This window comes from Mycobacterium heidelbergense, assembly GCF_050205645.1.
GTDB classification, from domain to species: domain Bacteria; phylum Actinomycetota; class Actinomycetes; order Mycobacteriales; family Mycobacteriaceae; genus Mycobacterium; species Mycobacterium heidelbergense_A.
Map to the genome: position 1 here is coordinate 274,796 of NZ_JBNMQT010000002.1, position 12,757 is coordinate 287,552.

General features: G+C 67.5%; 11 protein-coding genes and 1 pseudogene. 2 read left to right on the forward strand and 10 right to left on the reverse strand.

The window, feature by feature from the left end; genetic code table 11:
* Positions 1 to 54: 54 nt before the first annotated feature.
* A complete protein-coding gene (locus ACQI5H_RS02920) occupies positions 55 to 1,791 on the forward strand; it encodes a GMC oxidoreductase (protein WP_427077901.1) in 1,737 nt (578 codons plus the stop codon).
* A gap of 59 nt (positions 1,792 to 1,850) precedes the next feature.
* Here the strand turns inward: ACQI5H_RS02920 and ACQI5H_RS02925 are convergent, their stop codons facing one another.
* Positions 1,851 to 2,744 carry a TauD/TfdA dioxygenase family protein gene (locus ACQI5H_RS02925; RefSeq protein ID WP_427077902.1) on the reverse strand — a complete coding sequence of 298 codons (894 nt, stop codon included), beginning with the start codon at positions 2,742 to 2,744 and terminating at the stop codon, positions 1,851 to 1,853.
* A gap of 62 nt (positions 2,745 to 2,806) precedes the next feature.
* Here ACQI5H_RS02925 and ACQI5H_RS02930 point away from each other — a divergent pair, with 62 nt between their 5' ends.
* Positions 2,807 to 3,373 (forward strand): TetR/AcrR family transcriptional regulator, encoded by a 567-nt coding sequence (locus tag ACQI5H_RS02930; protein WP_427077903.1) that lies wholly within the window; start codon positions 2,807 to 2,809, stop codon positions 3,371 to 3,373.
* A 3-nt stretch (positions 3,374 to 3,376) separates the two neighbouring features.
* On the opposite strand, the gene ACQI5H_RS02935 is transcribed toward ACQI5H_RS02930, so the two are convergent.
* The 9 genes and pseudogenes from ACQI5H_RS02935 to ACQI5H_RS02975 form a co-directional block, all read right to left on the reverse strand.
* On the reverse strand, positions 3,377 to 5,752 hold the full coding sequence (locus tag ACQI5H_RS02935; protein WP_427077904.1) for a glycoside hydrolase family 65 protein: 2,376 nt from the start codon (positions 5,750 to 5,752) through the stop codon (positions 3,377 to 3,379).
* Positions 5,749 to 6,535: pseudogene (locus ACQI5H_RS02940) on the reverse strand (beta-phosphoglucomutase family hydrolase). Before ACQI5H_RS02940 ends, ACQI5H_RS02935 begins: the two are co-directional and overlap by 4 nt.
* A 166-nt stretch (positions 6,536 to 6,701) precedes the next feature.
* Positions 6,702 to 8,291, reverse strand: a complete 1,590-nt coding sequence (locus ACQI5H_RS02945; protein WP_427077905.1) for a PPE family protein — start codon at positions 8,289 to 8,291, stop codon at positions 6,702 to 6,704.
* A 246-nt stretch (positions 8,292 to 8,537) separates the two neighbouring features.
* The gene (locus ACQI5H_RS02950; RefSeq protein ID WP_427077906.1) at positions 8,538 to 9,053 is read right to left on the reverse strand and encodes a DUF6632 domain-containing protein; all 516 of its coding nucleotides are present in this window, start codon (positions 9,051 to 9,053) and stop codon (positions 8,538 to 8,540) included.
* Between the two features lie 87 nt (positions 9,054 to 9,140).
* Positions 9,141 to 9,779, reverse strand: a complete 639-nt coding sequence (locus ACQI5H_RS02955) for an NAD(P)-dependent oxidoreductase (RefSeq protein ID WP_427077907.1) — start codon at positions 9,777 to 9,779, stop codon at positions 9,141 to 9,143.
* 30 nt (positions 9,780 to 9,809) lie between these two features.
* Positions 9,810 to 10,235 carry a hypothetical protein gene (locus ACQI5H_RS02960; protein ID WP_427077908.1) on the reverse strand — a complete coding sequence of 142 codons (426 nt, stop codon included), beginning with the start codon at positions 10,233 to 10,235 and terminating at the stop codon, positions 9,810 to 9,812.
* Positions 10,232 to 11,113: an alpha/beta fold hydrolase gene (locus ACQI5H_RS02965; protein ID WP_427077909.1), complete on the reverse strand. Its 882-nt coding sequence runs from the start codon at positions 11,111 to 11,113 to the stop codon at positions 10,232 to 10,234. The genes ACQI5H_RS02960 and ACQI5H_RS02965 overlap by 4 nt, the downstream gene beginning before the upstream one ends.
* Positions 11,114 to 11,117: 4 nt before the next feature.
* Complete coding sequence (locus tag ACQI5H_RS02970; RefSeq protein ID WP_427077910.1) at positions 11,118 to 11,921, reverse strand: class I SAM-dependent methyltransferase; 804 nt, start codon at positions 11,919 to 11,921, stop codon at positions 11,118 to 11,120.
* A complete protein-coding gene (locus tag ACQI5H_RS02975) occupies positions 11,918 to 12,742 on the reverse strand; it encodes a class I SAM-dependent methyltransferase (protein WP_427077911.1) in 825 nt (274 codons plus the stop codon). Before ACQI5H_RS02975 ends, ACQI5H_RS02970 begins: the two co-directional genes overlap by 4 nt.
* Between the last annotated feature and the right edge of the window lie 15 nt (positions 12,743 to 12,757).

Below are 12,757 nucleotides of genomic sequence, written 5' to 3' on the forward strand. Positions count from 1 at the left end.
GGGCGGCGTTACCCGACCTGGTTTATTACCGGCCGGTACGGCCATACTGGGGCCATGAAACCGGACTACGACGTCCTGATCATCGGATCGGGTTTTGGGGGGAGCGTCAGCGCGCTGCGGCTGACCGAAAAGGGTTACCGGGTAGGCGTGTTGGAGGCCGGCCGCCGCTTCTCGGACGAGGAGTTCGCCAAGACGTCCTGGGATCTGCGCAAGTTCCTCTGGGCGCCCCGGCTGGGGTGCTACGGCATCCAACGGATCCACCCGCTGCGCAACGTCATGATCCTGGCCGGCGCGGGTGTGGGCGGCGGTTCGCTCAACTACGCCAACACGTTGTACGTCCCGCCCGAGCCGTTCTTCAAAGATCCACAGTGGGCCCACATCACCGACTGGCGCAGCGAGCTGATGCCGCACTACGAGCAGGCGCAGCGGATGCTCGGCGTCGTGCTCAACCCGACCTTCACCGACGCCGACCGCGTCGTGAAGGCCGTCGCCGACGACATGGGGTGCGGCGACACCTGGGTGCCCACCCCGGTCGGGGTCTTCTTCGGGCCCGACGGCACCAAGACGCCGGGCAAGACCGTTCCCGACCCGTACTTCGGCGGCGCGGGGCCGGCGCGCACCGGCTGCCTGGAATGCGGCTGCTGCATGACGGGGTGCCGCTACGGCGCCAAGAACACGCTGCTGAAGAACTACCTAGGGCTAGCGGAATCGGCTGGGGCACAAGTGATTCCGATGACGACCGTCAAGGGGTTCGAGCAGCGGCCCGACGGGCTATGGGAGGTCCGCACCGTTCGCACCGGAAGTTGGCTGCGCCGGGACAGGCGCACGTACACCGCCGACTACCTGATCCTGGCCGCGGGGACGTGGGGAACGCAGCACCTGTTGTTCAAGATGCGCGACAAGGGCCGCCTGCCGCGCCTGTCGAAGCGGCTGGGCGTGTTGACCCGGACCAACTCCGAATCGATCGTGGGCGCCGGCCGGTTGGAGGTCTCGCCGGATCTGGATTTGACCCACGGCGTGGCGATCACGTCGTCGATCCACCCCACGTCGGACACCCACATCGAACCGGTGCGCTACGGCAAGGGCTCCAACGCGATGGGGCTGCTGCAGACGTTGATGACCGACGGCCCCGGCCCCGAGGGCACCGACGTGCCCCGCTGGAAGCAGTTGCTCGACACGGGCCGCGAGGATCCGCGCAGCATGCTGCGGCTGCTCAATCCGCGCCAGTGGAGCGAGCGCACGATGATAGCGCTGGTGATGCAGCACCTGGATAACTCGATCACCACCTTCACCAAGCGCGGGAAGCTGGGCATCCGCTGGTACACCAGCAAACAGGGCCACGGCGAGCCGAACCCGACGTGGATTCCGGTCGGCAACGAGGTAACCCGCCGCATCGCCGCCAAGATCGACGGCGTTGCCGGCGGCACGTGGGGCGAGCTCTTCAACATCCCGCTGACCGCGCACTTCCTCGGCGGCGCGGTGATCGGCCACGGCCCCGAGCACGGGGTCATCGACCCGTACCACAGGGTCTACGGCTACCCGACGCTGCTGGTGGTGGACGGCGCGGCGATATCGGCGAACCTGGGCGTCAACCCGTCGCTGTCCATCACTGCCCAGGCGGAGCGGGCCGCGTCACTGTGGCCGAACAAGGGCGAGATCGATGAGCGTCCCCTGCAGGGTGACGCCTACCGCCGGCTGGCCCCGATCGCCCCCCAGCACCCGGTGGTACCCCTCGACGCACCGGGTGCCCTGCGCTGGCTGCCGGTCGATCCGGTCAGCTCTGCCGGTTGAGTGACGATCGCGAGCGCGGCGTAGCCGGGCGCTGCGGGTCGTCACCATCGGCCTGAGAGTCAGCTGGCGATCACCTCGAGGGGTGCGCCGCTGACTACCCGGCTGCGCTCGCCGTGGACGCTGACGGGCACGTCGCCCATCAACGTGACCCGGTGCATGAGGCGGGGTTGGTTGTCGTAGTCGTCGACGGCCCGGTGCTGGGTCGCCCGGTTGTCCCAAATGGCAACGTCTCCCGGCGCCCAATTCCAGCGAATGGTGTTCTCGGGCATCGTGATTCGCCGTTGCAGCATTTCCAGCAGCAGGCCTGACTCGCGGTCGTCCAGGCCGACGAACCCGCGCACGAAATCGCCGAGCAGCAGGGTGCGCTCACCGGTCTCCGGGTGCACCCGCACCACGGGATGCTCGGTGCGGAAATCCGGCTTCTCGAACGCCTGCCGGAAGGCCCGCTGTGTGTCGGTCAGCGCCTGGTCGGTGACGTAGTCGTAGCGGTTGGTGTGCAGCGCCCACAGGTTGTCGACGAGGCAGCGCAGCGGTTCGGGCAGGTTGGTGTAGGCCGCCGCGGTCGACGCCCACAGCGTCGACCCGCCGTAGCTGGGCAGGGTGACCGCGCGCAGGATCGACGCCGCCGGGTAGTTGGCGGCGAACGTCACATCGGTGTGCCAGCGCGTGGCCTTTCCGTACTCGGAGTTGATCGGCGTGATGACCGGCGCGTCCTTGGCGGCGAGCACCGACGCGGCCGGATGGCCGATCGGAGTGCCCAGCAGGCGGGCGAATGCGAGCTGCCGCTGGTCGTCGAGGTGGTGCTGGTGGCGGAAGAAGATCACCTTATGGGTCAGCAGCGCCTGGTGGATCGCTTCGACCGCGGCCGGGTCCAGGTCGCCGCCCAGGCGCACCCCGTCGACCCGGGCGCCGATGCGGCTGCCCAGCTTGGTAACGGTTACAGGCTGCGTCATTTTGTCGTCCTTTTGTGTCATCCTAGGTGTAGTCAACTGACTACATACGCTACTGTAGTCATATGACTACAGCTTCCGCAAGGGGCCGCTCGAAACCGCCCACCGGGCGGGAGGAGGTGGCGGCGGCGATCCTGGAAGCGGCCACCGACCTCTTCGCCGAGCGGGGCCCGGCGGCGACCTCGATCCGCGACATCGCCGCGCGATCGAGGGTCAACCACGGGCTGGTGTTTCGTCATTTCGGCACCAAGGAACAGCTCGTCGGCGCCGTGCTCGATCAGCTGGGGGCGAACCTGAAAGAGCGGCTGCAGTCCGGCTCGACACTCGACGTCTTGGACGACGTCCTGGACCGGCAGATGCGGGTCATGGCCCGTACCCTGCTGGACGGGTATCCGGCCGCCCAGTTGCAAAAGCACTTTCCGAACATCGCGGCCCTGCTGGACATGGTGCGGCCACTGCATGAGAAGGACACCGCCGCACGGTTAGCCGTGGCCAATGCCCTTGCGCTGCAATTCGGTTGGCGGTTGTTCGCGCCCATTCTGCGCTCGGCCACCGGGCTGGACGACATGCCCGAGCCCGACATCCGCGAGGCGGTCCGCGCCGAAGTGGCCCGGATCGTCCAGCCGCACTGACGCTCAGCTATCGGTCAGCTGCTGAAGCATGCTGCGCCGGTGCACGGGCTCGCGGCCCGGCGGCTGGGGTGGCGCCGGCAACAGCGGCTTGCGCCTGCGCACCGCGATGGTCGTCGGCTTCTCGGTGCTCAGCTCGAGGTCCTCGCCGGCATGCCGGATGGTCAGGTCGCCACCGGGCCCGTCGCGCAGGGTATAGGTGACATCGGAGTGGTTGGCGTCGATGGTCAACCGGAAATCCCGCCACCGCAACCGGAAACGAAGGCGCGAAATACCATCGGGCAGTTGGGGATCCAGGGCCAGGATGCCCTCGTCGTCGCGCAGGCCGCCGAAACCGTTGATCAGCGCCATCCACGCGCCGGCAAGGGAAGCCATGTGCAGTCCGTCGCGGGTGTTGCTGTGCAAGTCGCGCAGGTCGATCAGCGCGGCCTCGTACGCGTAGTCATGCGCGAGCTCCAGATGCCCGACCTCCGCGCACATCACCGCCTGGGTGCAGGCCGACAGCGACGAGTCGCGCACCATCCGGCGTTCGTAGTAGTCGACGTTGCGGGCCTTCTGTTCGGCGGTGAATGCGTGGCTCTGCAATTGCATCGCCAGCACCAGGTCGGCCTGCTTGATCACCTGCGCGGGGTAGAGCCGCACATACGCCTCGTGCAACAGCAGCGGATAGGTCGTGTTGGCTTCAAAGTCCCACTCCGCGAAGGTGGTAAAGCCTTCGCACTGCTGATGGACTCCCAGTTCTTCGTCGTAGGGAATGTTCACCGCCGCGGCCGCATCACGCCACGAGGCGGCCTCCTCGGTGGAGACGCCCAGTTCTGCTGCCTTCTCGGGATGGCGATTACACGCGTCGGCGGCGACGAGCAGATTGTGCGCGGCCATCAGGTTGGTGAACACGTTGTCGCGAACGATCGCCGTGTATTCGTCGGGACCGGTGACCCCGTCCAGGTGCCAGACGCCGTGGCGGTCGTGGTGCCCGAGCGACATCCACAACCGCGAGGTCTCGACCAGAACATTCAGACCGCACTCGGCCTCCAGCGATTGGTCGCCGGTGACCACGCGATACCGCTCGAAGGCCATCGCGATGTCGGCGTTGATATGCCAGGCCGCGGTGCCGGCCGGCCAGTACGCTGAGCACTCCTGGCCGCGAATGGTGCGCCACGGAAAGGCGACACCCTCCAGGCCGAGTTCGGCCGCCCGGTCCCGGGCCAGATCCATCGTCGAGGCCCGCCATCGCAGGGCATCGGCGACCGCGTGCGGCGCGGTATAGGTGAGCACCGGAAGCACGTATCCCTCGGTGTCCCAGAAGGCGTGGCCGTCGTAGCCGGTTCCGGTCAGCCCCTTGCTGGGAATCGCGCGGCGCTCGGCGCGCGCACTGGCCTGCAACAGGTGGAACAGTCCGAAGCGCACCGCCTGCTGCGATTCGGAGTCGCCCTCGACCTCGACGTCGGCGCTCTCCCAGAAGTTGTCCAGGTAGGCCCGCTGCGAGTCCAGCAGACCCTGCCACCCGGTGTAGCGCGCGCTGTGCAGCGCGGCGGCCGCCTGGTCGCGCAACGCCGGGCGCGAACGCAGACTCGACCAGCCGTAGGCCAGATATTTGACGATGCGCAGCTTTTGGCCCGGGCGCAGCCCGCAGATGACCGTGGTGCGCGCCAAGTCCTCACGCGCGTCGGTGGCGACCTCGACCCGCCCGGGCACGTCGATCTCGTGATCCATGGCGGCGGCCATCATCAGCGCGCTGCTGCGGGTCCGGTGCATGAGAAGCGCGCCGTACTCGGTCTTTTCGTGGTCGACGGCCTCCAGCGGGTTGTCCAGGATCGCCGCCACCCGCGGGTCGGCCGACGTCGTCGGCTGATCCTCGTTGGTGACCAGCTCGGACTGCACGGTCACGCGGACGAATTCGTCGACGGCCTCGACGACGTATTCGATGGCCGCGACGCTGCGTTGCGCCAGGGACACCAGCCGGGTGGACACCACCTTGACCTGCTTGCCAGAGGGCGAACACCAGTGCGCCCGGCGGGTCAGCGTCCCGGCGCGCAGGTCGAGGGTCCGCTCGTGGGATACCAGCTTGCCGTACCGGACGTCGAAGGGCTCGTCCCCGACGAGCAGGCGAAAGATCTTGCCGTTGGTCACGTCGACGACGGTCTGACCGGCCTCGGGGTAGCCGTATCCGGCCTCGGCGTAGGGCAGCGGCCGGATCTCGTAGAAGGAGTTCAAATAGGTGCCCGGCAGGCCGTGCGGTTCGCCCTCGTCGAGGTTGCCGCGCAACCCGATGTGCCCGTTGGACAGGGCGAACAGGGATTCCGACTGGGCGATCAGGTTCAGATCGAGCTTGGTCTCGCGGACCTGCCACGGTTCGACCGGGAACGCTTCCTGGGTGATCATGACTGCAGCAATTCGGCCAGATCGGTCACCACCACGTCGGCGCCGTTTCGCCGCAAATCCTCGGCCTGGCCCACTCGGTCGACGCCCACCACGAAGCCGAAGTTACCGGCACGACCGGCCTGCACGCCGGATAACGCGTCCTCGAATACGGCCGCCGCGTCGGCCGGGACGTCGAGCAGCTGTGCGGCCCGCAGGAAGGAGTCGGGGGCGGGCTTGCCGGCGATGTGCTCGTCGCGCAGCGTGATTCCGTCCACTCGCTGCTGGACGAACCGGTCGAGCCCGGTGATCTCCAGCACGTCGCGGGTGTTGGCGCTCGAGGACACCACCGCGATGCCGAGGCCCGCCGCCGAGGCCGCTTCCAGATAGCGGCGCGACCCTTCGAACACCTTGACCCCGTCGTCGTGCAGCACCTTCTGGAACATGTCGTTCTTGCGGTTGCCCAGGCCGTAGACGGTATCGGCGCCGTCGGGATCGTCGGGACTGCCTTCGGGCAGCTGGATTCCGCGGCTGCTCAGAAACGACCGGACTCCATCCTCACGTTTCTTGCCGTCCACGTACTGCCGGTAGTCCGCCGCCTCGTCGAAGGGGACGAACTTTTCGCCCGTGCTCTCGGCGCGTTGGGAAAGATAGGCGTCGAACATGGCCTTCCAGGCCTTGGTGTGCACGCTCGCGGTGTCGGTGAGCACACCGTCGAGGTCGAACAGGCAGGCACGCACCTTCTCTGGCAGACCCAGCACGGCGGATCCTCACTCTTGGGCTTGTCGGGCGATACCACTTCACCATGTCGACATGTTCGTCGCCACCGATCGGCGGGTATTGGGGTGGGGGACTGGACGCCGGTGTGCGCTGGCGGCGAGGATGCCGGAGTCGGCGACGAAGGCTTGCAGGCCCAGCGGCTTGGCGGCCGGGCCAGCATGACCGCATGAGTGCTGCCGCCGGATTGGTGACCTCAGCCCGCGCTGTCGTGCGCCCCTTTGCCGTCCTCCGGAGCCCAGGTGCGTGGGATCATCGGCATGCTGGGTCCGTCGCCGAATTCATCACCGGCCAGGGTGGTCAGGCCCGCCGGGGCGGCGGCTTTCTTGCGTGCCGTGCCGGCGAAGCCCTGGTTCCCGGCGCCGCGTTCTGACGCCGTCGTCGCCGGCTCATCCCATTCGGGATCGACGTCGACATTCATGTCCATGAACTCGGCGCCGTAACCACGCTGTCGCGCCCGCTGGCGCCGCCTGGTGCGCGCCGCTTCACGGACCGCCGCCGCGGAGAAGGCCGCAGCCGAATCGGGCTCCGGCGCCTTCTTTTTCGCACTGGCAGCAGCGCGCGCACTCATGTCCGAACCAAACCCGACACCGGGAGGCGCAACGGCATACGGAGGCACGGATGGGGCCGCACCCGAGGCCGCCGGCGCGGGCGGTGCCGGGCTGGCCGCCGTGGTCGCTGCGGGAGCAGGCGCAGGGGCGGGTGCCGACGCGGTGGCCGCGGCAGGCGCGCCGGCCGGGGTCGTGCCGAGCGCCGCCGGCGGGCTGGGCGCTGCAGCAGCGGGTGGGGCTGCCGGCGCCGGCACGGGCGCAGGCGGGGCCGAAATCCCCAGCCCCGCAAAACCGCCCAGCGCTCCGAAGGGGGCCACCGCGAGGAGCGCGGGAACCAAAAACAACTGTGGCTGCGTCGGGAGCCAACTACCGAGCTGGGCCAAGTGAGTCGGCCAGTCGAGCAGCACGAGGTTGGTGATGAACTCGAAAGCCGCCGCCGGGTTTTCCTGCAGCAACGCCCCAAACTGTTGAAAATCCGAAAAAAGTTCGAGGGCTCGAGCCACCCACCAGAGCAAGTCTCCCGGATTGGTATAGGCCTCGAAAGGCAGTCCGTTGAGCGTGCCCTCGACGGGATCCCAGTCGATTCCAAACACCCGCAGGATCTGGGCGACGAACTGATTGAGGGGGCTGTCGAACCCGTGGTCATGGTCATGGTGGTCATCGTCTTGCTCGTGGTCGTCTTCTACGGCGGCATCGGATTTCAGGATCTGCGGCGCCGGGGCTGTCGGCGGTGTGGCCGCCACCGCCGCCGTGGAGACGGCCTGATAAGTCGCCATCGTGGCGGCGGCCTGAACCCACATCCGCGCATAGTCGGCCTCGTTGACCGCGATCGGAATCGTATTGATACCAAAGAAATTCGTCGCCACCAGCGCGCCGTGGACGGCGTGGTTGGTGGCCAGCTCCGGCAGCGTCGGCATCGCTGCCAACGCGGCGGTGTAGGCCGTGCCCGCCGTCTCATGCTGTGCGGCCGCCGCGTCGCTGTGCGCGCTGGCCTGCGCCAACCACGCCAGATACGGGGCATGCGCGGCCACGTAGGACTCCGCGCTCGGACCCTGCCACGCCCCGGCCTGCGTCGAGGCCAACACCGCGCTGAGTTCTTCTGCCGCCGAAGCGTATTCGGCACTCATCGAGCTCCACGCGGCGGCCGCTGCGAACAGAGACGCCGGCCCCGGGCCGCTGCTCAGCAACCCCGAGTGCACCTCGGGCGGAAAGGCCATCCAAATCGGTGCGGTCATCGATGGACGCCCCCGCTGCGGGCGGCGATCAGCGGGGTGGTTGCGGCGGGCAACGTCATCACGGCAACTCCTGGGCTGGGCGCGCTTGCAGAATCATCGCGAAGGTAAGTGAAAATGATTGTCGTTATCAATGCCAGCCGCAAACCTCATACCAAAGGCATAAGCTCACCTCGGCCTCGACAATCCACAAGCGCTTCGGCGGAGGAAGCGCACCATCTCCGCCGGGCGCTCGAGAGCCGCCACAGATCACCTGCCGTTGCTCGGCTCATCCGTACCGAACGTGGACGGGACATCCCGGCCTGGCCGCTGGAGTTTCGCGCCGCGCGCCCACACAAAAATGCCCACAGCAAGAATCAGCACGAACGGTATGTCGGTGAGGAACTTGCTCCAGTATTTGTCCAATTCAGTGGCGGCCTGCACGATCATCAAGCCACCGTGTGCCAGGTTGGCCCACGCTGTGAAGCGCAGGAAGGACGCATAGCTGTATGGGTGTGCAGCGGCGATCAGGAGGAAAACACCCCAGACGATGTAGATCACCATCAGCATCGGCGGAACGTGCATATGCTCGCTGCCGCAACGAACGTCGTTCCAGATCGTCCAGTTCAAAGCCCCGCCGTGTTCGGCCAGCAGCGGGGATTGCGCGAGGAATCCCACGATGAGCAGACCGAAGATCGTCAGCGTCAATACACCGTAGACGCGCAGAAACACTTTGAATGCCAAGCCGTTTCCTGGCACGCGTTCGCTATTGATGTTTGCGCTCATCGAACTTCCCTTCATCCTCTATTTGTCGTGGTCTGGTGATTGGCAGATCAAGGCGTTGCCGCCACCTCCGCTGGTGCGCAACCGTGATCAGTACGCGGCGGTGAAGAGCGCTCGATGATGCCTCGGGTTGTCGATCTCGTCGACGAAGGCGATGGCGTAGTCGGCGCCGCCGAGGCGGGAGTTGCCGTCGGCGTCGACGAGGAGCACGTCCTCACCGACGCGGAAGATCCCGGTGCGCTCGCCGGGGTTGTCGGAGTTGTACTCCGCGGGTGGGGAAAGGCTGAACCAGTCCACGCCTTCGGGCAACGCGCGCAGCCGCGTCATCACCTCGGCATGCGCGATGCCATCTTCCCTGTACTCCTCGGGGAAGAGCGGCGTGTCCAGCGCGCGCGGCCCACCGGATGAAACGCGCAGGTTGCCGGCGCCGCCCACCATGCCGATGCGTACCGCGTTGTCGGTGGCAATTCGGCCCAGGATCGGGATGTATTCGGCCAGGCCGGTGCCATGCGCCGGCACGGCGACCACGACTACGTCCGCGTCGACCGCGACATCACGCACGAATCGCTCGTCGAACAATGAGCCTTGCCGGACGTCCAGGTCGGTGCGGCCGGCCAACGGGCTGGTGTCGCGGGCCACCGCGATCACCCGGTGCCCGCGGGACAGCGCCTCCGTGGCGATGTTCCCGCCGGAGTAGCCGGTCGCCCCGAAAATCGCAATTGTTGTCATGTCGATATGGAGGCGACGAGTCGCCGAAACTCATCGCAGAGAACGACGCCGGACCGGAAGCCAGCATGCCGCCAGCGGGATGGTGGTGAGCGCGCCGAGCACGAGGACCCCGGCGATGTGCTTGTGTTCGTCGTGCATGGCGACGGCCATGACGAGCATGGTCGCGAAGTGGGCGGCGTTCGCGGTGAGATTGAAGTCGAGGAACAGCCGGTTGGCGAGCGGGTCGCGCGCCGACGCGAACAGGAAGAGCGCCCAGACGATGTAGACGGTGGCGAACATGACGGCCACCGCATCCCCGCCGTCGCCCCAGTCGAAAAGCCGGGCGAAAAACGGCGGCAAGGCGCCGATGTGATGCGTGCTCGCGAGAACGAGGTCGGGCACGAAGAAGAGCAGGTAACCGATCGCGGTCAGCCGGATCACCAGCGGAAGCCAGGCCGAGGCGCGAGTTTGGTTCATGTGCGGGCGGTTTCGCGGATGATGCGGACCATGTCGGCCGGCCGCTCCAGCGCGGAGAAGTGACCCGCGCCGGCCACCGTGACGGGTCTGACGTTCAGCAGACGAGTGACCTGTTCGCGTTCGGCGGGGCGCGACCAGTCGCGTTCGGAATAGACCAGTGTCACGGGCACACTCACCTCCGGGTAGCGCGCCCGCGCGGCGATGAGCCCCGTGAGGCTGCGCATGATCGCGCGGCCCACCCGCGGGTAGCCGCGTCTGCGGCCGCTGCGGCGCAGCTCGACGAGGAAGTCCTTCGGCAGCGCGCCGCGGTCGGCGAAGCCGCCGGCCAGCACGCCTTTGAGGATGAGACGGTTTTCCAGTGCAGCGAAGATCGGTCCGGAGCCGGGAAGGCGGATGGCCGTCCCGATCACGCGGGCGAACCAGTTGCCGCGTTCCAGGCCGCCGGGATAGTCGTAGGGGTTGAACGCGATCACGTTGCGCACGTTGTCGGCCAGGTCGATGGAGGCCAGCAGCGCGATCGCGGCGCCCATCGATTCACCGGCCAGCGTGACGCCACGCAGGTCGAGCGTGCGCACGAATTCCACGACGGCGCTTCGCAGTTCGGGCTCGTCGTACTGGGCGTCCTTGGCGATGTCGGACCAGCCCATGCCGGGGAAGTCCAGGGCGTAGACCGTGAACTCGTCCCAGAGCGCGGGGATGACTCGCTGGAAGTAGTCCAGCTGCGTGCGGACCGTGTGCAGCAGGACCAGCGGCGGGCCGCTTCCCGCAGTGAAGTAACGCAGTCGCGACCCGTCCGAGCGGCGGAGGAACTTCACCTCGCCGCGGTCGCCGGCCCACACCCTCGTGTAGTCGTGGTCCGGAATCTCGTTGTGTTGCATGGTGTCAGCCTTCACTAACGGCCTGGATAGCTCGGAGCCGTCCGTCGGCCAGGGCTTGGGTGAGGTTCTCCGCCTTGCGCGCGAAGTCGGTGACGAAGGCGTGCAGGCCAAGGGGGTTGGCGGGCTGGGCCAGCACGGCCTGCATGAGCGCGGCCGCCTGATCGGTCAGATCGTTCCAGTGCTCGATCGAGAATCCGGCGGACTCGACGACGGCCCGCAATGCTTCGGGGGTGACGAGGTGGCTGTGGCCGGGCTGGTCGGCCCACGGCAGCGGATAGTCGAGCTCGCCCTGATCGCCAAGGGTGATGTCCCACATGGCAAGCCGGCCAGTGTCTTTCAGCACTCGTCGCGCCTCGGAGTACAGCCGTGCTTTGTCGGCGACGTTCATCTGGACGTGCTGGCTGATGAGGACGTCGAAGGTGCCGTCGGGGAACGGCAGTTCGGTGACGTCGGCCGGGCGGACGCCGATTAGATCATCGAGCCCGACGAGGCGATTGAGCCAACGGCTGGTGTCGCAGTATTCGTCGGTGAGATCGACGGCATCAACCGTGCAGCCGTAACGGTCGGCGACGTAGCGGGCGGTGCCGCCGACCCCGCTGCCGGCGTCGAGCACCCTACTGGCGCTGGTGATTCGCGCCAGCTCCACCAGCTGGCCGGTGGCGATGCGACCCATGGTGTGGAAGTCCTCCAGCAGGGCCAGGTCGGCGGGCGCGAGGTGGTCGAGGTCCTTGCCGGCGGCGAGCAGGGCCCGCTCGATGTTGTTGCGCGACAGGCCCGTCGAGTACTGCTGCTGGATCGTGTCGTTCATTTCCGCACCTGCGCCCACGCGGTGATGAGGGGAGGCATCGAGATGAGGGCGTTGACCGCTAGCGCCTCTTCGCGGTATCGCGGCACGAAGTCCTCGATGTCGGCCAGCCCGTCGATGGCGAGGCCGTTCTGTTCCGCTATCGGTGAGACCAAGCGCCACATCGCCGCGCCGTAGGCCAGCAGGTCGGAGTCGGCGGCCGTGCCGATCGGCGTGCCGAGAGTCAGCCGCGGCGCACCCAGGCCGGCGTCGGCGAACACTGTGTGCAATGTGGTGCCGAACCGCGCGGACAGTCCCATCGCCTCGAAGGCGTGGACGATGCCCGCGATCACGTGACCGAACAGCGGCATGTCGGGGACGCTGCGCGCAGCGGTGACGTCGATCTCGGAGAACGCGATCACGCCGCCGGGGCGTACCAACGAGCGCAGGTGTCGCAGCGTGGCCGCCGGGTCCGGCAGGTGCATGAGGATCAACCGGCCTATCACCGCGTCGACCGGTTCGTCGACGGCGATCGCGCCGATCGCGGCCGTCGTGAAATGAACTGTGGTCAAGCCCTTTTCGGCGGCGCGGGCGGTAGCCAGCTCGACCATGTCGGGTGCGGCGTCGACGCCCAGCACGGTCCCAGTCGGGCCGACCACCCGGGCCGCGGCGAACGAGACGTCGCCGGGTCCGCTGCCGACGTCGAGCACCCGCATGCCCGGTCGCAGCCCGGCCAGCCGCAGTGCATGCTCGGTATAGGGGTCGTACAGCCGTGCCTGCAGGAGCAGCCGCTGCACCTCCACGTCGGCGTGGCCCAGGACATACGTGCTCTCTGATGTACCCATTGGTTTCGTGCCTTT